The organism is Draconibacterium mangrovi (assembly GCF_010586825.1).
Lineage (GTDB): Bacteria > Bacteroidota > Bacteroidia > Bacteroidales > Prolixibacteraceae > Draconibacterium > Draconibacterium mangrovi.
This window is the reverse complement of the sequence record NZ_JAAAGB010000009.1, coordinates 1-25,990: the sequence shown is the minus strand read 5'-3', so window position 1 is coordinate 25,990 and position 25,990 is coordinate 1. Positions and strand designations below refer to the sequence as shown.

15 protein-coding genes and 1 pseudogene are annotated in these 25,990 nt (G+C 36.3%); 8 read left to right on the top strand and 8 right to left on the bottom strand.

Annotated features, from left to right (window positions below; all coding sequences use genetic code 11):
* Positions 1-3 precede the first annotated feature (3 nt).
* The 4 genes from G4420_RS18755 to G4420_RS18740 are packed head-to-tail and all read right to left on the bottom strand — an operon-like array spanning position 4 to position 6,035.
* Positions 4-2,427 (bottom strand): hypothetical protein, encoded by a 2,424-nt coding sequence (locus tag G4420_RS18755; protein ID WP_163325483.1) that lies wholly within the window; start codon positions 2,425-2,427, stop codon positions 4-6.
* Positions 2,424-2,951: a hypothetical protein gene (locus G4420_RS18750; protein WP_163325482.1), complete on the bottom strand. Its 528-nt coding sequence runs from the start codon at positions 2,949-2,951 to the stop codon at positions 2,424-2,426. The genes G4420_RS18755 and G4420_RS18750 overlap by 4 nt, the downstream gene beginning before the upstream one ends.
* A 5-nt stretch (positions 2,952-2,956) precedes the next feature.
* Positions 2,957-4,186 carry a hypothetical protein gene (locus tag G4420_RS18745; protein ID WP_163325481.1) on the bottom strand — a complete coding sequence of 410 codons (1,230 nt, stop codon included), beginning with the start codon at positions 4,184-4,186 and terminating at the stop codon, positions 2,957-2,959.
* A 1-nt stretch (position 4,187) separates the two neighbouring features.
* The gene (locus G4420_RS18740; protein WP_163325480.1) at positions 4,188-6,035 is read right to left on the bottom strand and encodes a type II secretion system protein GspD; all 1,848 of its coding nucleotides are present in this window, start codon (positions 6,033-6,035) and stop codon (positions 4,188-4,190) included.
* Positions 6,036-6,904: 869 nt separating this feature from the next.
* On the opposite strand from G4420_RS18740, the gene G4420_RS18735 reads away from it, so the two are divergent.
* The 3 genes from G4420_RS18735 (at position 6,905) to G4420_RS18725 (ending at position 14,284) form a co-directional block, all read left to right on the top strand.
* Complete coding sequence (locus tag G4420_RS18735) at positions 6,905-10,522, top strand: hypothetical protein (RefSeq protein ID WP_163325479.1); 3,618 nt, start codon at positions 6,905-6,907, stop codon at positions 10,520-10,522.
* A 106-nt stretch (positions 10,523-10,628) separates the two neighbouring features.
* Entirely contained in the window at positions 10,629-13,835 is a 3,207-nt protein-coding gene (locus G4420_RS18730) for a DUF6443 domain-containing protein (protein WP_163325478.1), read from the top strand.
* A gap of 2 nt (positions 13,836-13,837) precedes the next feature.
* Entirely contained in the window at positions 13,838-14,284 is a 447-nt protein-coding gene (locus G4420_RS18725) for a hypothetical protein (RefSeq protein WP_163325477.1), read from the top strand.
* Positions 14,285-14,360: 76 nt separating this feature from the next.
* Here G4420_RS18725 and G4420_RS18720 read toward each other — a convergent pair whose 3' ends face one another.
* Positions 14,361-14,570 carry a hypothetical protein gene (locus tag G4420_RS18720; protein WP_163325476.1) on the bottom strand — a complete coding sequence of 70 codons (210 nt, stop codon included), beginning with the start codon at positions 14,568-14,570 and terminating at the stop codon, positions 14,361-14,363.
* An 837-nt stretch (positions 14,571-15,407) separates the two neighbouring features.
* Between G4420_RS18720 and G4420_RS18715 the strand changes: the two genes are divergently transcribed.
* From G4420_RS18715 to G4420_RS18695, 5 genes and pseudogenes are all read left to right on the top strand, one after another.
* Complete coding sequence (locus tag G4420_RS18715; protein WP_163325475.1) at positions 15,408-18,743, top strand: RHS repeat protein; 3,336 nt, start codon at positions 15,408-15,410, stop codon at positions 18,741-18,743.
* Positions 18,744-18,755: 12 nt separating this feature from the next.
* Positions 18,756-21,935 carry a DUF6443 domain-containing protein gene (locus G4420_RS18710; RefSeq protein ID WP_449390404.1) on the top strand — a complete coding sequence of 1,060 codons (3,180 nt, stop codon included), beginning with the start codon at positions 18,756-18,758 and terminating at the stop codon, positions 21,933-21,935.
* A complete protein-coding gene (locus tag G4420_RS18705) occupies positions 21,935-22,714 on the top strand; it encodes a CPBP family intramembrane glutamic endopeptidase (RefSeq protein ID WP_163325473.1) in 780 nt (259 codons plus the stop codon). The genes G4420_RS18710 and G4420_RS18705 overlap by 1 nt, the downstream gene beginning before the upstream one ends.
* Positions 22,715-23,027: 313 nt before the next feature.
* Positions 23,028-23,783, top strand: a pseudogene (locus G4420_RS18700) (RHS repeat-associated core domain-containing protein); the annotation flags it as partial.
* A gap of 12 nt (positions 23,784-23,795) precedes the next feature.
* Complete coding sequence (locus G4420_RS18695) at positions 23,796-24,209, top strand: hypothetical protein (protein ID WP_163325471.1); 414 nt, start codon at positions 23,796-23,798, stop codon at positions 24,207-24,209.
* A 232-nt stretch (positions 24,210-24,441) separates the two neighbouring features.
* Here the strand turns inward: G4420_RS18695 and G4420_RS18690 are convergent, their stop codons facing one another.
* The 3 genes from G4420_RS18690 to G4420_RS18680 all read right to left on the bottom strand — a co-directional run.
* Positions 24,442-24,732 (bottom strand): helix-turn-helix domain-containing protein, encoded by a 291-nt coding sequence (locus G4420_RS18690; RefSeq protein ID WP_163325470.1) that lies wholly within the window; start codon positions 24,730-24,732, stop codon positions 24,442-24,444.
* A gap of 170 nt (positions 24,733-24,902) precedes the next feature.
* On the bottom strand, positions 24,903-25,250 hold the full coding sequence (locus tag G4420_RS18685) for an RteC domain-containing protein (RefSeq protein WP_262888350.1): 348 nt from the start codon (positions 25,248-25,250) through the stop codon (positions 24,903-24,905).
* A 136-nt stretch (positions 25,251-25,386) separates the two neighbouring features.
* Positions 25,387-25,990 (bottom strand): DDE-type integrase/transposase/recombinase (locus tag G4420_RS18680; RefSeq protein ID WP_163325468.1); only part of this gene is annotated, 604 nt, incomplete at its 5' end.

Below are 25,990 nucleotides of genomic sequence, written 5' to 3'. Positions count from 1 at the left end.
TTGTTATTCAGAAGGATTAATAATTAGCGTATAAGTGGAGTAATCAGTCTGAGAAATAGAATTGAGTCCTTTAACGCGCCACTGATATGTGCCCGGAGGAATTGTTAAGGTGATTTTGTTATCTGTTAGTGTTGTATCCTCTATTAATGATTCTATACTATCAAAAGAAGGAGTTACCAGTTGAAAGTCATATTTTTCGGCACCATCTAATTTTTCCCACCAGAACGTATGAGTGGATTCTGTTGTAACGAGACTATCCTTAGGTGCTAGTATGACAGTACTTATGTCGCTAAGGTCAGCAACCTGAGCATTGCTAATCGTAAAATCCCACGATGCAGAGTAATCACTTTGATTACCGGCTGGATCTTTAGTCCTTACTCTCCACTGATATGTTCCTTCATCGTTAAGCGAATAGCCAAAGGCAGTATTTGTTGTATTTTCGGAAGCAATTGGAGTTGCGCCGCTACCTGAAATTTTAAAAAGTTCCCATTCGTACGTATTATCATCTGATGAAGACGAGCCGTCATCCCATGAAAAAGTTACAGAATAATCCTCCAATATCGCATCGTGCGTGGGAAAGACAAGCATTGGCGGATTAGGGGGCGTTACATCAATAGAAAACGCACGTGATGAAAAAGTGGTCTCGCTGCCGTTAATCTTGTTAATAGCTTTTACTCCCCATGAATAGTTTCCTTCATCTAACGAAACAGAAGTCTGCGTGTTCTCTGTTTGAAACTTCGAAATTAAATTCTCATCATTCCAGTTGCCATTTTTTAATACAAATTCATATATAACATCACCATCCAGCTGCTCCCAGTTAAATGTTATATTTTTTTGATTGATCAGCTTATCATTATCAGGTGCTAATAAATGTAGAGTAGTTTCACTGAGATCATTATTATTTATTTCAAATTGAATGGTGTCTGCTTTGGAAAGCAAGCTTCCATTAGTTGCCTGGATACATGCCTGATATAGTCCGGTCGCAAGGCTTAGATTGACCTTATTTCCTGGAATCCAGTCATCATGGATGAGTTTATCCGGTGAAGAAAAATCAGGAGAGACAATCTGCAGGTGGTAATTTGTGGCATTTTCAATTTGATTCCATGCTATTGTTAGATCATTATAGTTCAGCGTCGAGTTATTAGTAGGGAAACTAAATTCTGTTTTTTTGTCAGAGAACGAAGTAATACTAAATTTTACGGTACTGTAAGGTGTACTTGTTTTACCGTCAGAGGCAAGTATTCTGGCTTCATATTCACCCCCTTCCAGTTCAATTTCAAAATGGTTTAGTTCAAGTTGTTGATCGTAAATTAATTTCACAGGATCGTCAAAAGAAGGATTAGCAATCTGAACATGGTATTCATTTGCACCATCTACTTCGTTCCATAAAAATGAAACAACAACCTCGTCCATTTTTAGTCCTTCAGTTGGAAATAGAATTTCTACAGACTTATCGGTAAGTATTTCTTCCTTTTTGAGGCTAAAACTTACCAGATTAGAATATGTACCTATTTTGTCGTTTTTATTATATCCTACTACTTTCCAATAATATGTATATTCGGATGAAAACTGATGAAGGTACGATGTATCTTGTGTTTCTGCTGTAAATGTTGGTTCTGTGTCAGTAGGAGTATTATAAACGAACAGCTTATAGCGAACAGATTCTTCTGTACTTTTCCAGCTAAATTTTACCTGTTCATAATTTAGAATTGTATCGCAAACTGGAAAAAGGGGAGTAGGTGCTGCCGGACCGTATTTGTCTATTTCCAGTACCCGAATGCTATACGAAGATGATTTTTTATGAACAGAATCAATTGCTGAAACTCCCCATACATATTTTCCGTCGGCTAATGTTGTTGTCATATTTGAAATAGGAAGGTAATCATTGAATAGTTCTGTACCTGTAATCCAGTCGTCTTTTTTTATAACAATGTTATAACTAGTGGCATTTTCAACAGGGGTCCATTCAAAATTTACTTTGTTTTCATTGTATATCTCTCCCTCGGAAGGAGATAACAATGCGACCTGATCTTTACTGATATCATAAGGTATTAAGATTGTAAGTGAATGTTGCGAATAGGGTGTTTGTGATACCTTGTTAAACGCATTTACTCTCCATTGATATTTGCCTGGCGGCAAAATGTAATTGCAGCTATTATCCTCAATAATAGTATCAAGAAGTAATAAGTTACTTTGGGGGAGAACAGCATTAATAACTTGTAGGTTGTATTTTAATGCTCCTTCTATATCTTCCCATAAAAACCTTATTGCTGTGCTTTTAGTTTCCAACTCATCTATAGGTGATTGCAACTGTACTGTTTTATCACCCAAATCTTCTTCAATGAAGTCGCTACAACTGTTTACAATTAGTGATACGATTACAAGTAAGTGCAAAAAATATTTTGTTTTAGTAACTGTTTGTGTCATAATTGCGCGGGTTTGCTAAATGTTTGAATATATAATCTTAGTCTAAGTTTGTTCGTTTTGTTTTTTCTGTCATTATGGAGAAAAAACTCAGTTGAGGCTATTTTTCCGATGCTTTTTTTCTGCTCAAAGAATTGAAGTAGCTTGACAAGATGTGTAAAGCGACCTTCTAATTCCAATTGAAAAGTTTGAATTATATAATTCTCACTTTGCTGTTTGTGAACAGGCGATAACTGGCATAAATCAATTTGTTTTGTTTCATTAATGTATTGAGAAATTTCATTGATTATCTGTTCTTGTTTTATATCAGTCGCAGCTGCTCCGATTTGCTGTTCCACGAGTTCCAGTTTTCTTTTTAAAAGTGCTATTTGTTGAGGAGCATTTTCCAGTAGTTCCAGCTGATCTTGTTGATGTTTTACATTTGAATATAAATCAATACTAGGTTTTATTGCCATCTTCCAGGAAAGCAAGAGAGTAAATGTAAAAACAGTCACAACCAGATATAATCTTTTTTTATATTTTTTCATCTCCTCTATTTTGTAATTACTGCATCAGTTATTATTTCCAGCACAAAATCAGCACTTTTACTTCCGGGTTCATAGTGGTAATCTTGAAATGATATTTTTTCACACCATTTGGAACGCTCAATATTTGATAGAAACTCCCTGTAACTGCTAACCGACTCGGCTTTTCCTTCTAATTGTATTACATCATTTTTAAACTCAAGTATTTCATTTGTTTTTATTTTCTTTTGAAGTGGATTGATGCAAAGTTTTGTCAGTTTAATACCTTCTGTGGTATTGAGTCCTATTTGATCGGAATAATAACTTGAAAATCCGCTTTGTTCCAGGGAGGTAATTAATATAAAGTTCTGTTTATTCTTGAGTTTGGTTTGTATGTCTGAGAGTTGGGATAACATATTCTCACGTGTACTAATTTGAAGGGCTTGATTATTTTGTTTTGTAAACAGGAAGTCGAAACAAAAATAGTTAATCAGAAGAAGAGCAAAAATTACTGCAAGCCCGGTCTTTATAAACTGTTTCGAGTATTTGGAATATATGGACTCGGAAGAACCATTTATGAAATGCTGAAAACTATGTGTGTAGCTTAGAGGTGATAAAGAGACGTGTATCGCACAAGATAGTGCAAAAATAGTCTGAATGTCTCTTTTCTCATCCATGAAAAAAATTGAATCATTCTTTTCGGATCCTTTTGCGATTCCACTTGCTTTACCGTCATGAATTATTAATGAAGTCTCTCCAAAATCAATTGTGTCGTTCTTTTCTTCGAAGTTATTACATAGTGCTATTACAGGTGACACTCCCATAAATATTCCGGAAAAACATAAATCATTTAGATTTGTTTTTTTTAGGAGTATATCAATCTGATCTTTTCTTATTACTGTTAAAATAGATTTATTGTTTTCCAGGTTGTCGATCTGAACAATAAAATCGTTAAGGTTAAAGTTCGGCAATACCTTTTGCACGTTATTGTACGACAAATGTTCCGAAAGTTCTTTTGTAACTACGCCAGCACCTGAAACGTGTATAAATACAGGTAATCCCTTTAAGGATTGAATTCTGGTGGTATCTCTGTTTTCAATAAAACCATCAATTCTATCTTCGATGTTAAGATTTGATCTACTCTTTTCAATAAGAAAGAGGGTAGAAGAAAAATTACTTTTGCCTTTTAAATTAAGGCAAAGAATAATAAACTTCTTAAATTTTACATTCTTTCGTATTGCGGAGTAAAAGCGATTCATACTAGTATAGAATGGTAGGTTTTATAAAAACATTGAGTCTGCTCTTATTATTTCTTTTTATTGTTTTTGTAAAAAACCATTTAATAATTGGTATTCTGGCAACAAGAGGTAAGCCGGAATGCGACTTTTCTGATTGTATTTCTTCCAGACCTCCCAACAAAACCATTTCCTGATTTTTCACTCTGATCATTGATTTAAAAGTCCTGGAGATAATTCCCGGAGGAGCATCTTCTTTGTATCGATCAGTGAAATTTGATTGCTCCACCTGCACTTCAAGAGTAACATCTCCATTCCCGGTAACGAACGGCTCAATAGTAACTCCTAATTGTGCTCGAACAGGTAAATAAGTTGTAAGGGTTTCAAGCTGAGGATTTAAACTTCCCTGGTACATGTTCCGGTTCTCTTCGTAATACTGCGTTTCTCCAATTGATAAATCTGCAGCATGTCCGTTTAGTGTTGATAATTGAGGAGTACTTCGAATATCGATAACACCATTAGTCTCCAAAGCTTTTAATTTAATGTAAAATTCAGGAGTGACTTTCCCTAATTTTGTTAATCCCAACTTGCTTATCGCATTGTTAATTGAGGAGGCGGTCATGGTATAATCAATACCGGGGTTAATTGTTCCTCCTTGAGTTACAGGATTATCCTCTGAAGCTAATCCTGCCTCTATTCCGGTTTCAAGTTCTGCTGTATTTGATACATCTATAATAATGACATCAATTAATACTACAGGGACAGATACATCTAATTCTCTGAGTTTATTTTCAGCATTAGCCAGTAGATCAGCATCTCCTGTCAGCATTATACAATTCAATTCGGCGAATTCTTTTAACTCAACATTCGGTAAGAAATTTACAGGAAGCATTTCTATCAGGGAATCTACGCGTCTGTAGTTGAATTTAACGATTCGGGTGGTTTTCATTTCGGTAGCTGCCCTGTTACCTAAGTGTAGTACCCCATTCTGAAACTTATAGGTTTGTTGTGTGCCGGAAACCAAACTGTTTAGTAATATCTCAAGAGAAACATTTTTTAATGCTATTTTTTTTTCGCCCAGTAATGGTTTATCCTGATGGAACGGAATGTCAAGTTTGTTAACCACATTTTGTAATATGTCGTTTAACACCATATTATTGCCGTTAATCGTAATCTGTCCAAACTCATTTACTGCGATTGTTTCGTCTAAACTTTGGTAGTTGTTACCAACAAAACTATTTTCTCCATTCGGTAATCCCGGTTCAAATAAAATTATATTTTCCGGTTCAATCTTAATACTCAGATTATTGCTTTTTGCTAAACCCTGGATGGCATTGATGATGTTTAACGAATCAACAAATCCATTTAGGAGTGTTGATTCTGTGTTATTCAGAAGAAAAAAATTATAGTCGGATAAACTAGATAGTTGCTGTGTAAACTCCTTTAAGGTTGCGTTTTCTAGGTGATAGGAAACAAGGTTGTTATTATATTTCACAGTACATTTTGAGGAGTTCTCAGAAACCGGTTGAAGGTTTATGATGTTGCCATAAATCTTGCAGTTTAAATTGTACTCCTCACATAGCATTAATATTATGTCCTTTGCTTTTACACCCGAGAAATTATTGTTTACCGGGATATTCAGAGAGGGCGAAATTGTAATATTAAGGCCAACGTGATTAGATATTGTTCGCACAAATTCAGATAAGGGAAGATTATTTAACGACAAATCTACCTTTTCATTAAGTTGTGGGATCGAACTATTAGATAAGCTGTCTAATATTAATTCTAGAGGTTCTTTTTGAGTATTCTGACAATAACTCATAAATGAAAAACATAATATGAGAATTGTAAGGAGATTCTTTTTCAGTTTCATGGTTTGTTCTGAATATACCGAGGATTTGTACTACTGCAAATATATGTTTTCTAACGATTATTCAAAGGTCTTAACTACCTTTTACGTTTATTCAGAATCAATCTTTTTGTTTCCTTTTTTATAAACATTCGAAATGTTTAGGTTTAATCAGGTTTTGAGACTTAGTTACTGTGCCTATGTTATTTAGCATGTAGAAAATGGGGGAAGAAGTTTTGTTGTTTAAGCAAATATTACATAAGTTTGGACGAAACATATACAAACTCATTCTTCATACCAATTATGATTCTTGCTACCCTTAAGAATACAGTTTACACCATAAAATTAGATTTTAGCTAGTTTGGAATAATTGTCAAGTCTTGCGATGAGGCAATGAATTATCTGTTGTTCAGGATGAGAGTATAAAATAGTAACAAAAGAAAAGCCCTCTGTAAACAGAGGGCATCCAATAATAAATTATTAACGGGAATTGCAGTTCCCATAAAGTGTCAAAAATATGAAAATATTAGCATAATACCTATCATTTTTATCGAATCCTTAAATCTCCGCGAATTCAGGAGCCAGCGCATTTCGGTTTTTTATGTTAAAATCCGATTGTGCAATGAATGTTCTTAGGTCTTAGATCTGCCTTTTAATTAGTTCTTATTCGATTTCCAAATAGAGAAGCATCTATTGTATTTAATATTATGATGTGTCATGTCTTGAATCTGCGTTTCAAAAATGCAACGTGGATTTCATAGGGAGTATAATAAAGCAGTTTCCATGGTATACGGATTACTTACAGATGTATCAAAGGAAATAGAAATTTATAACAAAATCATATAAATAATCAAATTGATTTACACAATAATCTAAATATTATTATGTTGAGAATGAAGTCGATATTAAAAAAAGTATTTGCAATTGTAGGTATTTACCTTATAAGCAATATGTCTTTAGTTGGGCAAAACAGTAGCGCTGAATTTGTGATGCCTGACGTTGTCCCACTTTCGCCAGAAGCAAAGGGGATTGGTAAGTTTGGAGATATACCCGTTAGCAATTATACCGGTAGCCCGGATATTTCCATCCCAATTTATACCGTTAAAACAGGTAAACTTACACTGCCAATTACATTAAATTATCATGCCACTGGTATTGAAGTTAGCCAGGAAGCCTCATGGGTAGGCTTGGGATGGAATCTAATTGCAGGTGGCAGGATATCGTATATTCCTGTAGGAGGGAATGATCAGGAAACCGGCGGAATTGGTCCTTCTGATTTCCAAAGTTTAGTTAACTATTTAGGAACTTCATCTTTTCCTATTGTGAAACATGAAGACAAGTTGGTTGGTTGGAGCTGTATTTTTGCTGAAGATGTATCGCAGATTATAACTCCAGGTATGGCTACTTCTATGCTTGCCGGAAGAGAACAACAGGATATATATTCTGCAAATTTCGCAAATTATTCCTTTAAATTTATGAAGCATCCTATAAATAATACCTATGTATTTTTAGGTCAAAAAAACAAATGCCAAATAGCAGGAGGGATAGGTACAAGTGGGTTTATAATAACTGGAGAGGATGGTATTACTTATCGTTTCGAAAATATTGAATACAGTAACGCATTTCCATCAAGTTGGCTTCTAACAAAAATAATAAGTCCTACAGGGGAGTCTATCACGTTAACTTACAAGAACGCAACAATTACTAATTTGCCGACATTAAGTGAATCTTATTCAATAAATGAAGCAACTTACTCAACTCCAAATAGAATACTTAGTCCTTCCACAACTCATGTCCTATATTTGGAAACAATTGAAACCAGTAATGAAATAATAAAATTTGAAAGTGATAATAGTAGAATTGATCTTACAGGAGCACTTAAGCTGAATAAAATTGTAATAAAGGATAAGGTTAATCTGTCAGAGAAATTTTCTTTCAACTTTGATTATAATTATTTTACCGGTAGCTCAGTTGGTGGAGATTGCCTGGATGATAATCAGAGTGGTTCGGGCAGTGATAGAATTGGAAAAAGACTTAAATTAAATGGAGTAATACAAAGTAGTGATGGCATTAATAATGACCAATATGCGTTCACATATTATGAAACAGTTGCACTTCCACGAAAAACGTCTTTTGCCATAGATCATTGGGGTTTTTTCAACGGACAGGAGAATAGTAGTACTATCATTCCCGGGGGAGAACATACTATAATTCCTAATGCCATGCCTTTGGTAGCAGCGGATGGCCAATATGTAAGTATTAATCCCTCATTTTTTTCAATTGCCGGAGCAGTTAGAGGGGCTAGTGAAAATGCTTCTATTGCCTCTGCGGGTATGTTAAAATCTATTCAATACCCTACAAAAGGGAAGACTGAGTTCGCCTACGAGCCTCATGATTTTAGTAACTATAATTATATGTCGGCAGAAGATGAAGTTTATAATAAAGCTTATATAACCTCTTACAACGCAAGTGTGAAAACGTGGGGAACTACACCATATCCGGTTTCGAATATTACGACTCAATCGTTTACACTAAGTTCAGCTTCATATATTAACTTTTCAGGATATATAGACTATTCCGGTGGTGCGGTTACGCTACAGGGCCCTAATACTAATATTGTTCGATCTTATAGTTCACAATCGACCAATGAATGGGATGATAATATTTGGTTAAATTCCGGAACTTACACATTAACATGCACAACACCACCTTCTTATGTGCAAAGTAGTGATATGAAGCCAGAAGTTTTGGCTCAGGTTAAGTACGGCACACACTATTCTAACTTAGTAAATATTAATAATGTTGGCGGTGGTGTTAGAATTAAGAGTGTTGTTAATTATGATGAAAATGATGCAGTTGTCTCAACAAAGAAATATTCCTATGTTGATGAAAGTGGTATTTCTAGTGGAAAATTACTTATTCCGCTTCGAAACTTTGATATAAGAGACGTAAAAGTTGGCTGGTTGGCAGGCGATACTCCATGGAATAGATTTGATAAATATAGTACGCTTTATGGAAATAATTATGCATCACTTTCCGGATACCTTACGGGAAATAATGTGGGTTACGATCGGGTTGTTGTTGAAGAGAATAGTGGTCAGGGAGTGACTAATGGTAAGGAGGTATTTTATTTCGATAATGAAGCGGGAAGTTTGTATTTTGGGAAAATTCCATTTTTCACATGTACAGGTAATGGGAATTTGTTGAAAAAAGTCACGATAAAGGCTAATGGTGACACCTTATTGCTTGAGAAAAACAATTATGGTCTGGTTGCAGGATCGTATTCTTCAGAAACATTAAATGTTTATATGGAAAGCCTTTATGAAGGACCAACAGATGCTTGTGTTGGGTCAACATTCCCGTTCAACCCATTGGCTTATGTTGGCAGGTATTATATTTACGCATATCCAAATGAGAACTATCACAATGTTTTAATGAGCAAAGAGACTTCACATTATTCGCCAGAAGGGAAGTTAACGGAGTTTGTTGATTATACATATAATTCGGAAAATTATTGTATAAAATCTCGCTCAGTATCTACAAGTACCAATCAGCAAAGAACTACGGAATTTAAATATCCTTTTAATTATACAGGACAACCATATGTTGCCATGAATACCACAAAGAATATTTTAAATTCTGTAATAGAACAGGTTGAAAAAGTGAATTCAACGACAATACAAACAGTTAAAACTAACTATAAAGATTGGTTTGGCGACCAGAAGATTATTGCTCCGGAAACGGTTGTTGCAACGATTGGGGCATCGAGTCCTGAGACACGTCTTCGATATAAATATGACCCATATGGCAATATAATTGAGGCTTCCAAGGAAAATGATATCAAGACATCTTATATATGGGGATATAATCATGATTATCCAGTGGTGAAAGTTGAAGGAAAAGCTGAAACCGATATATCTCAGACGATAAAGAATGCAATCGCGAGTCATGTGTTTTCCTGTAAAGCTGATTATTCAAGTAGTATTTCTGATGTGAATTGGTTAAGCGGTCAACTTTCGTCCTTATTATCAGATAATACATGCTTTGTTACATTTTTCACCTACGATCCTGTGTTTGGAATGACTTCCCATACTGATCCGAACGGTGTAACAACCTATTATGAATACGATGATTTTGGCAGGTTGAAGAATGTCCGGAATGATGATGAATATATTACGAGTCGTAATTACTACCATTATTATAACCAAACTACCAGTGATGAAGGAGGAGGGGCAACCCAACCCTATTTTTCTGTTTCTCCAAGCAGCTTAATCTTTGGTCCGTCAGGAGGTACACAGAGTTTCAATATACAAACCAATATTGACTGGACAGTCATCCAGTATCCATCTTGGGTCACGCTTTCAAAAACGAGTGGTACCGGTGATGCTACCATAAATGTTACTTGTTGGTCAACCGGGTATCAGCGGGGAGGTGCAGTTGTGATAGAAAGTTCTGACGGGTCTACCGTGTTCTTGACGGCAGGAGTTGGAATTGTTCAAAATTATTATTGAAAGGCCACATGTTGAGTTGTCATAAGTTTAAAACTAAACCTTGGATGAATGATTTGAGAAAATGGACTGGAAAATAGTACATTAATTAAAAATAGAATTAACGATCATGAAAAATATAAAATGTTTGTATATTATTTCGATAGCTCTGCTGACTGGATTTTATCAGCAGCTAAGTGCACAAACAGTCGATGAAAACTACATTACTACCTATGTTCCCCTTGATGAGTATTCCGATGAATCTGCAATTCCGTCCCTGAGTGCGGCTCAATGTATGAAAACAGTGAGCTACTATGATGGACTGGGCCGCCCTGATCAAACGAATGTTTACAAAGGATCGGGCGATGCAAGCAAAGATATTATTACCTCTGTAGGCTACGATGGTTTTGGCCGTGAAGAGAAACAATATTTACCGTTTGCTTCGGCAAAAAACGGAGCTTATCACACCAGTGTTACATCGGTGTCCAATTTTGCGATTTATGATACGCCTTTAGGCGATGATAATTATGATGATACTTATGCTTATTCGCAAACTGTTTATGAGCAATCCCCATTAAACCGTTTGGAAAAGCAAGCCTTGCCCGGTTATAACTGGCGGAACGGTTCCAACCATGAACAAAAATTTAAGCAAGGGACGAATATAGCCAATGAAGTAGAATATTTCTATGTGAACAGCAGCGATGGATTATCAAAGGGAACTGACTATGCAGCCGGAAGTCTTTTTAAAAATACTTCGTGGGATGAAAACAACCTGACTACTTCATCCACCCGTACAGAAGAATTTACAGATAAACTGGGACAGGTTGTGCTAAAAAGGAGCTATGATGGCAGTTCGGCCCATTCAACTTATTACGTGTATAACGACTTAGGCCTGCTCTGTTATGTCATTCCCCCAAAGGTTGTGGCTGAAGACGGTGTATCATCTGTCGAACTCAGAGATTTGTGCTACCAGTACAAGTACGATGAACGTAAAAGATTAAAAGAAAAGAAACTACCCGGGGCCGGTTGGGTATATATGATCTACGACAGCCGCGACCGCCTTGTTCTGAGCCAGGACGCTAAACTCAGGACTTTAAATTCTTATAAATACCATTACATAAAGTACGATGTATTCAACCGTCCAAAAGAAGAAGGAATCTGTACAGAGAATAAAAGTTATTCCACGCTACGATCAACAGTAAAAGTAAGCAGCAATTATACTCCAGTAGGATGTAGTGCCACAGGCTATACCTATTACGATGATTACAGTTGGGGAGCCCCTTACGGTTATAGTACGGTATATACCGACCATAGTAAAGCGAGTAATGTAAAAGGCCTGGTTACCGGGGTAAAAACGAAAGTGCTTGGCACCAGTACATGGCTAACCACCGTAAATTATTACGACAAGTACGGCCGGTTACTTCAGCAATACCAAAGTAATCCTGACGGAGGTTACAACCGCACTTCAACAGCTTACAATTTTACCGACCAGCCAATTAAACAGCAGGTTTATCATAAAAAGACAAGTGGAGCAACGGCCAAAACAACCGAGGAGAAATACAGCTACGACCATATGGGCCGTCCTACCAAAGTAGAGCACAGTTACAACGGGGCAGGTTTTGTAACCATTGCCCAAAACACCTACGATGAAATAGGCAGGTTACAAAAGAAAGAGTTGCATAACACTTACCAGGATATCGATTACACGTATAACGTGCGAGGATGGTTAACCAAAATCAATAACCCGGATGATAACTATTCCACCACGAAACTGTTTGCCCAGGAACTGTATTATAATACTACCGGAGAATTGGTAAACCTGGCTGATTATGCCCAGCACAACGGAAATATTGCAGGTATCCGCTGGCGTAACAACAGCACAAAAAGGGCCGCCTATGCCTTTACCTACGACGGGCTGAACCGGTTGAAGGTAGGTGACTATGGCTATACAACCAGTTCGGGAAGTACAAATGTTACCAACTCCTCTTATTATGATCTGAGTAGTGTGGGGTATGATAAGAACGGGAACATCAGCAATCTGACGCGGAAAACTTCTACAGGGGTAACAAAAGAGAGCCTGACTTATACTTATGCAGGTAACCAATTGTCATCGTTAAGCGGAACCTACAATGGCATTGGTATAAGTGGAAAAACTTTTGCATACGATGATAACGGCAATGCAAAAACAGATAACCTGAGGGGGATCACGGTTCAGTATTTCGATGAGATTGATTTGCCAAAGAAATATACCAAAGGAGCACAGTACTCGCAGTACGAGTATGATGCAGCAGGAACCAAATGGAGTAAAACAGCAGTAACCAGCGGCACGAGTACGATGGAGTATTATGGCAGCTTTATTTACCAGGACGGTACGCTGGATCGAGTACTAACCAGCGAAGGCTACTACCTTGTGAGCAATGGCAAGTATCATTACAACCTGAAAGACCATTTGGGAAGTACACGTATGGTGGTTAGTTACAGTGGCTCAACCCCAACGGTAGAGCAGGTAATAGAGTATTACCCGTTTGGCAGTATGTTCTCGGAGAACAATTTGTCAAAAAATAAGTACCTTTACAATGGTAAAGAATTACAGAATGAGTTCTTTGAGAACTATGATTACGGGGCAAGGTTTTATGATTCTGAATTGGGGAGGTGGCATGTAATTGACAACAAGGCAGAGAAATATTATGGAACCTCTCCTTATTCCTATGCTTTGAACAATCCTATTCTTTTTATTGACCCGGATGGGAATGAGGTATTGAAAACTACTAAAGACAATCAAAATGGATCAAAAACGGTCACATTTCATTTTGATATTAGGATTATTAATTCAGGAGATTACTCTAAAGACCAAATTGAAAAATGGAGTGGTATTATAGCCGATCAAATTAAAACCTCATTTAGTGGTGAATCTAAAGAAACCAATACAATTTACAAATCCGAAGTTAATATGGATATTTCAGGGAGTGATATAGATAATAAATATACTATGGAGTTTACTTCTGAAGTTAAAGGAGGTGATGAGGTTGCTGTTGGGAGAATGGATGGCGAATTTGGGAATACAAAAGAAAATAATATGCAAATTGAGGCCCCCGGCTCTCCTAATAGCTATGGCGAAAGAGCATCAGAAGATAATATTGGAAGAACAGGTGCTCACGAAGTCGGACATACTGGAGATTTGCAACATCCCCAAACGGAAGAAAAAAGAGGTATTATTAAAGGTCCATACTATAATGATAATTTAATGTTCCAATCAAGTCTTGCAAAAGGTACCGTATTATACGGTCGTCAACTTGACTATTTCTCAAAACATGTACAAGAAAAAAATAAAAAATAACAATGAAGCTAACTTATTATGTTTCAATAGTACTTATTATATTCTTATATGAGTATTACAATAATAATAAAGGTATTCTATGCAACAATGGAGTAACTTATGATATAAAAATTAACTATTCTTCAATGCATAAAGGAGACAAAAGACCTCTTGCAGGGGGAGACTCTGTTGTAATCGGATTTGTAGGCGACTTCAATCATGATACTGTTGATATTTTTAATAACAATAAATTTTATAAAACCGTAATATTAACATCTGATCCAAAAACAGATGGAGCAGGAACCATACCTCTAGATAAATGGCAACATCTTAAAGATATCAGTATCAGGATAAACAATGGTCCTTTAATATTTGTTGAAACTAATAAACAGGAGTACCATATTAGTTTTCAATTTTATAATGAAGTAGCAAATATTGAATTTTATAAATATCTACCAGCTACATATTGACTTGTGAGGGTAGGTTACAAATGGGAATATCTACTGAAGATCAAATAAGCCTCGAGAAATCGGGGCTTTTATTATTCTAAAGAACCATTTGTTTCAGTTTCTTTTTAGTAATAAACGCATCGAGAAAAACTTTGACTACGTTCTTATCCGCTTCCGGCAGTGTTTCAATACTCTTAAACTGGTTTAAGAATTCTTTATCGGTTAAAGAACTTTCTGCCAAATCATCGGAAGTAATGTTTGTGAGGTAAGCAGAAGAAACGCCTTGTGCATTAGCCAACTTTGCCAACACTTCAAAAGTTGGCGGTTGCGTTGTGCATCCGGGGTGGACGGCTCTTTGCCTTTTGATTTTAACGATTCAGATAAAATCTTTAATGGTAACATCTACCACCAGAGCGCATAATATAATAAATTGTGCATATTCAAAGGCGACTTCTTGCTTTTTCTTTTTTTTTTGCTAAAAAAATTGAAATATTTGGATGTAGTCAGGTTACATTTCTGAGTGTTTGTATTTATGTTGCTTAGCAGGAAAAAATGAAAAAGGAAGTTTTGTTGTTTACGTAATTATTACATAAGTTTGGTCTGAAATATACAAACTCTTTCTTACTATCAATTATGATTCTTGATACCCTTAGGAATACAATTTACACCTTAAAATTAGATAATAGCTAGTCTGGAATAATTCTCAAGTATTGCTTTGAGGTAATCAATTATCTGTTGTTCTGAATGAGATTATAAAATAAGACATAAATAGAAAAGCCCTCTGTAAACAGAGGGCTTCCAATAATAAATTATTAACGGGAATTGCAGTTCCCATAAAGAGTCATAGGTATGAAAGCATAGCTACAAAACATCCATATTTACAAAATAATCTTTATTTCAAAGATTAATTCCTTTAATGAAAGCTTAGGTTTTATTAAAGGAATGGTATGTAATGTTTATCCAATAAAATCTTTGAATAGGCGAATCTGATAGAGCTCAACCATAATTGTGTTACTATTCTAATTAAATGAATAGTAATGCCCATTTGGTTGTATTTTCTCTTATCTGCAGTTGGAAGCTCTTCTGCGAGTGAAATCCGATTTTCTGCAAATATTAAATAATACTTTAAAAACTAAATCCTAAAATGAAAAAGAATTTCTTTAAATCTAAACTGTTATTGCTCATTGCAATATTAGGGACAAATGTTCTTGTACTTGGGCAGGATTTGAATAATCCGAATCCAATTCCGGAGTACATTCCTAAATCTCCTGAAGCGGCCAGTTTTCAACGATACGGTGAAATTCCGGTAAGCAATTTCACAGGAGTCCCCGAGATTAGTATCCCTATTCACACTGTGTCCCTAAAAGATCTGCAAGTACCTGTGGCATTAAGTTATCATGCAGGTGGCATAACGGTAGACCAGGAAGCTACAATTGTTGGCCTTGGTTGGACACTGATGGCAGGAGGTAGTATCACTTTAAATTCTGTGGGAAAAACAGAAACAGGTACTTACCCCGAGAATTTTGATGAAACAGTTTCATATATCGCTCAAAACAATCCTGCAGATGTAATAGCCACAGGAGATGAGGGGCCTCAAAGCTGGGGTTGCGCACCACAGGGTGACCCTCCAGTAGATATTCTTGTAGCTTCTAATGCGGCTATGGGGTATGGCGAACAGGATATTTACCAGGTTTCTTTACCAAATAGATCTTTCAAATTTATTATTCATCCGGCAACTGGTTCACCTTATTTTCTTGGTGAAAAAAATAAGTGTAAGATAGAAAAGACCGGCGTATCCTTTTTCAAAATAACCGATGAGAATGGAGCGATATATTTGTTTGATGAAGTAGAATCCGGAGGTGAGAACCATATGAATAACTGCTGGTATTTGACTTCAATACTGGATGTATTTGGAAATAGAATAGATTTTGAATATGAAAACTACGGAGCAGCACAAGGCATTTTGAAATTCTATGAACGCTTGAGGGTTTCCAGTGCTCCCGGGCCTATCTCAGATGGTAATTCGAGAGGACTTAGTGTTGGTGGTTCAGAAATTAATAGTCGTTATCTAAAATCCATAACAACGAATAAAGAAAAGGTATTTTTCAATTATTCAGGAAGCAGAAATGATTTATATGGTGCCATGAAACTGGATTCTGTTGTAATATTAGATGCAGTTTCTAACAGTCGCGTGGGGAAGTACGCCTTTGATTACGGATATTTCTCTAATAGTTCTATTGGTGGTGATTATCTGACTGATACCGACTACTCGCCGTCACAACCAAGTAGTGAGCAGAAATATCGATTAAAGTTAGAAACCGTTTCGATTGTAAATCCAGGAGATGATAGTGACTTTAATAGCTATAGCTTTACTTATCATGAGCAATTTAACTTACCCATAAAAACCTCTTTTGCGAAAGATTTCTGGGGTTATTATAATGGTCAGGAAAACAGTTCTGGTTTATATGGGGATATCAGGCATACACTTATCCCGAATTTTAGGATTCTATCGTATTTGGATGATTATTATGAAGATTTTGTAAGTACTAATGCAGATCTTGATTTTGAAGAATGCGCGAATAGGTTTTCTCATCCGGATTATATTAAAACGGCAACAATAAAGTCGATTGTTTATCCTACAGGAGGCAAAACGGAATTTGAATTTGAACCTCACGAATTTTATAACAGAGATTTTATTTCGGCAGAAGATTATGATGTTTTTAATCCAAATACGAGTCCCATTGCAGGTGTTACTGATTTAAATGATCCCTACGGATATCCAACGGTCAAAGCATTTAGTGTGACGCAGGCGAAAACTGTAAACCTAACAGGAGGAATAAATACAGGATCCTTTCCCGGCTATGATTTAAGTTCAAGTTCGGTAGGCGTTGTCGGAACGTCACAAAGCTTTTCCAAGATGTTTAACTTTTCCACAGGAAATTCTATAAATGAAACTTTTACATTGCAACCAGGGAGTTATTTGCTTGTTTGTAGTGCTCCTTCAAGTGTCCCATTTAATAATTATATACCCATTGTGTATGCAGATTTAAACAATATGGGACTGGATGAAGGTGCAATCGCCGATGTACTAAATGAACCATCGATAGGGGGAGGGCTTCGAATAAAAAGTATTAAGAATTATGATTCGGACAATACTTTGCTTACTACAAAAGAATTTTCTTATAAAAATGAGAATGGAACAAGTAGCGGAAAATTAATGAAGTACCCACTTAACTATAAGGAAGAAAATGCAGTTTATGCAACATCTCCCGGACCTATTGTAAGTAGTTTTACTGTTAAATCGGTTTTGTCAGATAATATTCTACCGGTTTATAATTCCACCAATGGAGCAAATGTGACATATGATCGTGTTGTGGTAAAAGATGTATCGTCAACAGGGAATACCGGAGAAGAAATTTACTATTATACCAATGAAACGCCATGGACGGGACCTGATTTCTATTACTACAACATCTGTACAAATGGCGATTTGGAAAAGAAGGTTGATTTGGATGCAAATAATGATACCGTGCAGGTTGAAAGTTACAAATACATCCAAAGTGCTTATGAAAAAGCCTGGGTAAACATTAAAGCCAGAGATAGATATTATGGGGACAACAATCTTTGTCTTCATTCAGTATTTGGCTCTGGTATTGGTTATCGATACGCAATAACTGTTTATGCTGGTACCAACTTTGTAAATCAACTGGATGAAAAGGAGACCATTAACTATGATGGTACTAAAAAAATAATAGCATTCACCACGTACGAATACAATTCAAATAATTTTGCTGTCAAAACAATCACAAATACTTTAAGCACAGGTGGTGTTCAATCAGTAAAATACAGGTATCCTTCAGATCTTACTATAGGGGTTTATCCTGCGATGACAAGTTTAAATATCATTAATGTACCAATTGAGCAAACAAGTTATATGAATAACTTAGTAGTGGGGAGTAGTTTAAAGACTTATAAACTTTACAGCGGTCGTTATGTACCTGATAAGGTCTATGCACTAGAAACAACCACTCCTTTGTCTTCCTTTGCTGTATATAATGGCTCAACAATGGATTCACACTATAATTCATCCAGTCCGGAGGTAAAATTTGAGAATTATGACAGTAAAGGTAATCCGACCCAGATTACTGGTAAAGATGGCATCACAACGTCATATTTATGGGATGCGACTGGTAACTATTTAATGGCAAAGGTTGATGGCGCAACGTATTCACAGATAAGTTCTTTGAACGGGAAGGTTTGTTCATACAGCAGTTCAACTTTATATAGTAGTTTAAAAAGTTTAGTTCCGGGAGCGATGATATCTAGCTATTCGTATAAACCATTAATAGGATTGTCAACCGTCACAGACCAAAAAGGAGTAACACAAAAATATGATTACGAATCTTTTGGCAGGTTACATCTCATTAAGAATGATGATGATCACATTCAGAGTAGCTATAACTACAATTATAAAAATTAAAATCCCGAGACGATGAATACTAAATATATTTATTCAATAGTAATTGCATGTTTTTGGAGCCTAATTGCAATAGGGCAAACAAGTACGGAGAACTATATAAAGACGGAAACTGTTTTAGTTTCCGGGAAGACCACGGAGACAGCTGTAAACAGTTTGAGTTATACTCAAAAGCAAACGACGGTGAAATATTTTGATGGACTAGGCCGTCCGGATCAAACAAACCTTTACAAAGGATCGGGCGATGCAAGTAAAGATATTATTTCCTCCGTAGGTTACGATGGTTTTGGGAGAGAACATAAACAGTATCTCCCTTTTGCTTCGGCTAAGAATATGGCATATCATACTACCGTTACTTCATCAGCTAATTTTACGATATATGGTGTTGATTCTGACCACGCTTATTCCGAGACTGGATTTGAAGCGTCACCACTGAATCGTATAGAAAAACAGGCAGCACCAGGAGATGCCTGGTATCTTGGTTCCAACCATGAACAAAAATTTGAACAGGGGAGCAATAGTTCAGGTGAGGTAGAATATTTTTATGTGAACAGCAGTGATGGATTATCAAAGGGAACGGACTATTCAGCCGGAACCCTTTACAAGAGCACTTCGTGGGATGAAAACAATTCTGAATCATTTAGTACCAGCCGCACAGAAGAATTTACCGATAAGCGTGGCAATGTAGTATTAAAGAAAAGTTGGGATGGCGGCACAGAACACCAAACCTATTATGTATACGATGATTTTAACCGTTTGCGTTTTGTACTACCTCCAAAAGCAGTTGAGGATGAATCAGTATCCCCAACCGAACTGAGCCAGTTATGCTACCAGTATAAATATGATGAGCGTGGTAGACTGATTGAGAAGAAACTACCTGGCACGACCGATTGGGAATACCTGGTTTATGACAAAAGAGACCGGGTTGTTTTAACGCAGACTCCAACTCAAGGAACAGCCGGTTATTGGGTTTTTACAAAATATGATTCCTTTAACCGTCCAATTCTGTCGGGGAAATACACGTCAGGGAGTGCTCGTAGCACACTTCAGTCAGCAGTTAATTCCGAAAGCGTAATGTATGAATCAGCCGGCTCAATAGTTCTCGGTTATACCAATAATGCCTATCCACGAATATCGGATGAGAGCAAATATATTTCCGCAACCTATTACGATGATTACAGTTGGGGAGCCCCGTACAGTTACAGTACGGTATATACCGACCATAGTAAAGCGAGTAATGTTACAGGTTTGGTTACCGGTGTAAAAACGAAAGTACTTGGTACCAGCACATGGCTAACCACCGTAAATTATTACGACAAGTACGGCCGGTTCCTTCAGCAATACCAAAGTAATCCTGACGGAGGTTATAACCGGACTTCAACGGCTTACAATTTTACCGACCAGCCAATAAAACAGCAGGTTTACCATAAAAAGACAAGCGGAGCAACGGCAAAAACAACCGAGGAAAAATACAGCTACGATCATATGGGCCGCCCTACCAAAGTGGAGCATAGCTACAACGGGGCAGGTTTTGTGACCATTGCCCAAAACACGTACGATGAAATTGGCAGGTTACAAAAGAAAGAGTTGCATAACACTTACCAGGATATCGATTACACGTATAACGTGCGAGGATGGTTAACCAAAATCAATAACCCGGATGATAACTATTCCACCACGAAACTGTTTGCCCAGGAACTGTATTATAATACTACCGGAGAATTGGTAAACCTGGCTGATTATGCCCAGCACAACGGAAATATTGCAGGTATCCGCTGGCGTAACAACAGCACGAAAAGGGCAGCCTATGCCTTTACCTACGACGGGCTGAACCGGTTAAAGGTAGGTGACTATGGTTATACAACCAGTTCGGGTAGTGTAAATGTAACGAACTACTCCTATTACGACCTGAGTAGTGTTGGGTATGATAAGAATGGAAACATCAGTAACCTGACGCGAAAAACTTCATCAGGAGGCACCAAAGAAAGCCTAACCTACACTTATGCAGGTAACCAATTGTCATCATTAAGCGGAACCTACAATGGAAGTGGTATAAGTGGAAAAACTTTTGTTTACGATGCAAACGGCAATGCAAAAACAGATAACCTGAGGGGGATTACGATTCAGTACTTCGATGAGATTGATTTGCCAAAGAAATATACCAAAGGAGCACAATACTCGCAGTACGAGTATGATGCAGAAGGAACCAAATGGAGTAAAACAGCAGTAACCAGCGGCACGAGTACGATGGAGTATTATGGCAGTTTTATTTACCAGGACGGCACACTGGACCGAGTACTAACCAGTGAGGGCTACTACCTTGTAGGCAATAGCAAATACCATTACAACCTGAAAGACCATTTAGGTAGTACACGTATGGTAGTTAGCTATAGTGGCTCAACACCAACGGTAGAGCAGGTAATAGAGTATTACCCGTTTGGCAGTCTGTTCTCGGAGAACAATTTGTCAAAAAATAAGTACCTTTACAACGGTAAAGAATTACAGAATGAGTTCTTTGAGAATTATGATTACGGAGCACGGTTCTATGACCCGGAATTGGGTAGATTCCATACTGTTGACCCGAAAGCTACTGATTATTACTTCCAATCTCCATACGTATATGCAGCAAATGATCCTATTAAATTTATTGATTTGAACGGGGAGAATCCTTGGGAACCTAATGGAGATGGGACTTGGACTGCGGAGAAGGGAGATGGTGCTGTAACACTTTCACAAGATGCAGGTATTTCACAAGAAAAAGCTTATGCAATTATGGCAGAACAAGGATATGGTACGTATGTGGATAAAAATGATGGCATTATTAAGTCGGCAGTTGATGTGGGCGATGTTGTGGACGTCAATTCAAAGGAAATTGCTACTGCCCAAAAAGAGATCGCGGAAGCTAAAAGTGATTTAGCAAAAAACGTCGCAAAAATTGAATCCAACACACGTAAGATTGATTCATTAAATAAGGTTGCGGATTTTGATATGGAATTAAGTAAGTCTGCATTAGAAGTTCAAAAATCTGCTGGAACGGATGGACCTGGTGCAGCTAGTACAAGATGGGGGCTGGGAGTACTTTCAAATAAATCGAAAAGAGCAGCAGAAAAGAATTATGATAAAGCAGAATCTTTAAGCAATAAAAATGACAGCCTACAAAAAGTTAATAATACACTTAAAAAGATAATCAAATAATGAGAATAATTCTGCGTACAGTTCTTTTTACAATATTGTTCCTAATTCTCCAGAATGGAATATTCTTGTTAATAGTATCATTTTTAGACAACTTTCCACACCTTAATTATAAAAATGGACTTGCAGTCGGAGAGCTAATTTCAGTATTATTAGTATTAATATTAGTAAGTATTTTATATTATAAAAAACATAGGACTAATAGAATTGTAAAAGCACAATTTCAGATTAGAACTGTAATCTTATTTACGCTTATCACTCTATCGACTTTATTTGTAAATGAATATATCAGAAGTATTAATACTGAGATATCAAAATCAACATTAGAAATTGATTTGACAACTAAACTCTTTGTATTTGTTAATATAGTTGTAGTTGCTTCGTTGTCAGAAGAGCTGTTGTTTCGAGGGATAATCCTTCATACTCTTTCAGGAAAATTTAATATGTTTTTTAGTATAATAATTGCAAGTTTATTATACATGGTTATTCATATTGGGCTGAATGGGAATACTGGTGTTGGGCTAATTCGACATTTTTTATTTGGTGTTGTTTTCGGTATCATATATTTGCATTATGGCTTGATATATAGTATCATATTGCATGGTTTAACAAATCTACTTTGGTTTGTATCAAAGTATGAGAATATAAGCATCATAAGTTGGTCTAAATATGAATTATACAATAAAGTAATTCTTTTAGCCGCTGTTACTATTCTAATTTTAGCAATGGTTTATGGTTTCTTAAAAGACAGAAATAAAAAAGAAAATAGTATTCATCTATGATCCACTTTTATTTTCAAATAATCAGTTAGGTTTATGATATAGGAATTATTCTCGGAAGCCCGGTATTGCCGGGCTTCATTATTAAGAGATGAATTAATAAATTATATTTAATTTTGACAAGGTTATTTTGGAACTTTATAAGTGAAACATCCAGAAGTTTGTTCTTTGAAAAAAAGTTTTTGTTGTTATACCCATAGTAATAAAATCAAAATTTACTGGTTTAGTTACGGTGAATGATAATAGAGGTATACTATGTAAAAAAGGTTTTCGGAATTGTTTAGATAAAGAGCTGTTGTAATTAGGTTGTTACGATTACGGGGCACGCTTTTATGACCCCGAATTGGGTAGGTGGCACACAATAGATGATGCAGCAGAAAACGGATACTCAATTTCTCCTTATACATATGCTTTTAATAATCCAATAAAATATATTGACCCTGACGGGAATTGGCCTTGGGAATCTAAATCGGTAAGGCAGGCAAGGCGTTTTAGGAGAGCAACTGGAGGTACTTTTGTTAAAAGTTCAAGATATATCAGAAAGAAATATGGTATCGCTGCAACCGTTTACCTTCATGGAACTACAGCAGGTCTTCAGGTAAGACTAAGTTATGCAAAACAAACAGGTGTGATGTGGGGACATAAACTAAGTTATGAAGACCAAGATAATGCTTTGACTATCGAATTTGAGAATGGAGGAGATTATAGTTCTTATTTTGCTCCTCCCGATTTAATTCTAGCCAATGGGGCTGTAGCTGTCGGAACAGTTTTAGAGGAAGTTTTAGTTGCTTTTCCTCAAGTAGGTTCATTACTCTCAGGGAATGAAGAGATAAATGCTGATAATGTAGCTTCTGATCAGGTTCAAAATGCATCTGATAGCAGTAAAAATGAAAAACACGGAGATTCAGGAGCTTTGACTAAAGCCGAAAAACAAATTAAAGACTTGGAAGCTCAGCTAGGCGGTGCTAACAGGAAACAAAAAAATAAAATAAAACAAAAAATTAAAAATATAAGGGAAAATGCTCAAAGCCAAAGAGGCGGAGAAGAACATTCACGGACGCACAAACGCTAAATCGAAGTAATTATGCATATTGAACTAGTTCCATTAAAAAAAGTCGGGGTATTTATTTTTAATGATGATATTCGAAATTATAGTGACTATGGCTTAAAAATTGAAAGATCATTAGATAAAACGGGTTGGGATACTTACCGTTTAGAAAAAGATGGAGTTGTTATTCATACTGAAAATAACTTAATTGTTTCTATTGCTTGTTATAATTATTGTTATCTAAAGAATCAAAATGTTATTAATATGAAGGTTGGTGACTTTGTTAATCTAAACAAAGTATACCCTGATTTGAATCAAACCGATACAATTTTTCTTAATGAAGAAGAATATCCTCATATTGTTTATGAATTTGAAACTTTAGGAATGCAGATATGGGTGAAAAAAGGGGTAATTGATACAGTTTTTTGTGCCCCTTTAATTGAAGAATAATACAATATAGTATTAGTCTATAAATGTAAAGCCTCACTTCAGTGGGGCTTTTTTAATGCGCCAGTTTTTGTTACAGGTCAGTTTTCAAAAGGAATGCTTCGATAGGTTCTTTAATGATTGCTTTCCGGTCATTGGAAAGTTTTGCCACCCTTTTGAACTGCGAGATCAGTTTTTTATCCGAGATAGTTTCTTTTACCTCCTTGTCCATAGAGCAGTCCATCAAGTAGTCCAGCTATTTCTTTTTAGGAAATCCATCATAAATAAAATTGGTAACATCCGATTCCAGATAGTAAACTTTTCTACCTATTAACCGATAAGGTAGTTTGCCGGAAGTACGGAATCGTTGTAAGGTTCGTTGGCTTACTTTTAATAGGAGACAGAGGTCTTGATTATCTAATAAAATCTCATCATCAATTTTTGGAGTGACTGTATTATCCTGCCGGTCAATTTTACGACCAATTTTCTCCAGTTGGCTTGTTAAGCGGTTCATCCACGAATCAAAATATTTCTGATCGATATACATTTCAGTAACTTTTAAAATTACTGTAAACTTATGGGGAAGGAGTATTGAAGATCAGGAAGTCGGTATCATTTTTCTTCTTGTGATGGAGGTAATGTGCAGCTAAACAGTGCTTAGGGTATTGATATTTTTGGCAAGTTTGCTTCAGCTAATATGATATTTACTCGGTATAATTATTCCGATTTGCGTCCCATTCGTTTTAACAGGGCATTTTTTAAGTTGTCAAGAAATGGGGTAGGGACATTTCTAATTTTCATATCGCTAAATGATCGCGACAGGTTTTTATCCAACTGAATATTAAAAACTTTCTGGATGTAATCGGATAATTGAGTTAGAGGAACGTCACCAAATGAGTTATCACTATCCCAAGAGTAGATCTGTTCCATGAGTTCTGTTTTTGTCCCTTTCCATGTAAGTTTGGTTGCAGGGAAACCAAAATGAAATGGCGTTAGGCCATTGGTATTTAACAGCTCTATTTCTTGCATCAGATATGCAGATAGCTGTTTAACGTCAGAACCTATTGGACAAATTTTTCTATAAACTTAAGAGATACTTTTTACATTTAAAATTAATAATTATGATAGTTTTTATTTGCTGTTGAAATGTTGCTAACTTTTAGCATCGCGTTAAGAAAGTTATCAATATTTCAATGGCTATTTAAGCCGACTTTCTATTCATGCTCCTCCTTTTATTTATGGTTTCAAATTTTATTTCTTTTCTACGATTCAAAACTTCTTTAGCCCGTCCAAAATAAACATCGGCAGGCGTTACATTTTGTAATGATTCGTGATAACGATGATTGTTATAATAATCCACAAACGCTTCAATATTGGCCCTCAAATCATCAGGAAAGAAGTAATTTTCGAGTTTTACCACATTTTTAATCGAACGGTGATATCGCTCAATCTTTCCTTGTGTTTGCGGGTGGTACGGGGCACCACGCACATGGCCCATTTTACTGTCGCTTATGAATTTTTGGAACTCATTGGAAACGTAGCAGGATCCATTATCAGACAAAAGTCTTGGCCGATTATCCGTATTGAGTCCTGTTTTTTTCAATGCTGTTTTGACAATCCGTTTGGCATCGGCCGTTTCCATATTGGTGCTAAGTTCCCAGGCAATGATATAACGGGAGTAATCGTCCATAATAGTAGACAAGTAGTACCAACCCCAGTTTATCACTTTAAAGTACGTAAAATCGGTCTGCCATTGCTGATGAACGTGCCTGGTTTTGTCTTTAAACTCATCAGCCGCAGCCATT

Excerpts from the sequence above, each read along its gene's own strand:
- G4420_RS18755 (WP_163325483.1), bottom strand. The coding sequence starts at position 2,427 with ATGACACAAACAGTTACTAAAACAAAATATTTTTTGCACTTACTTGTA.
- G4420_RS18750 (WP_163325482.1), bottom strand. The coding sequence starts at position 2,951 with ATGAAAAAATATAAAAAAAGATTATATCTGGTTGTGACTGTTTTTACA.
- G4420_RS18745 (WP_163325481.1), bottom strand. The coding sequence starts at position 4,186 with ATGAATCGCTTTTACTCCGCAATACGAAAGAATGTAAAATTTAAGAAG.
- G4420_RS18740 (WP_163325480.1), bottom strand. The coding sequence starts at position 6,035 with ATGAAACTGAAAAAGAATCTCCTTACAATTCTCATATTATGTTTTTCA.
- G4420_RS18735 (WP_163325479.1), top strand. The coding sequence starts at position 6,905 with ATGAAGTCGATATTAAAAAAAGTATTTGCAATTGTAGGTATTTACCTT.
- G4420_RS18730 (WP_163325478.1), top strand. The coding sequence starts at position 10,629 with ATGAAAAATATAAAATGTTTGTATATTATTTCGATAGCTCTGCTGACT.
- G4420_RS18725 (WP_163325477.1), top strand. The coding sequence starts at position 13,838 with ATGAAGCTAACTTATTATGTTTCAATAGTACTTATTATATTCTTATAT.
- G4420_RS18715 (WP_163325475.1), top strand. The coding sequence starts at position 15,408 with ATGAAAAAGAATTTCTTTAAATCTAAACTGTTATTGCTCATTGCAATA.
- G4420_RS18710 (WP_449390404.1), top strand. The coding sequence starts at position 18,756 with ATGAATACTAAATATATTTATTCAATAGTAATTGCATGTTTTTGGAGC.
- G4420_RS18705 (WP_163325473.1), top strand. The coding sequence starts at position 21,935 with ATGAGAATAATTCTGCGTACAGTTCTTTTTACAATATTGTTCCTAATT.
- G4420_RS18695 (WP_163325471.1), top strand. The coding sequence starts at position 23,796 with ATGCATATTGAACTAGTTCCATTAAAAAAAGTCGGGGTATTTATTTTT.
- G4420_RS18690 (WP_163325470.1), bottom strand. The coding sequence starts at position 24,732 with ATGTATATCGATCAGAAATATTTTGATTCGTGGATGAACCGCTTAACA.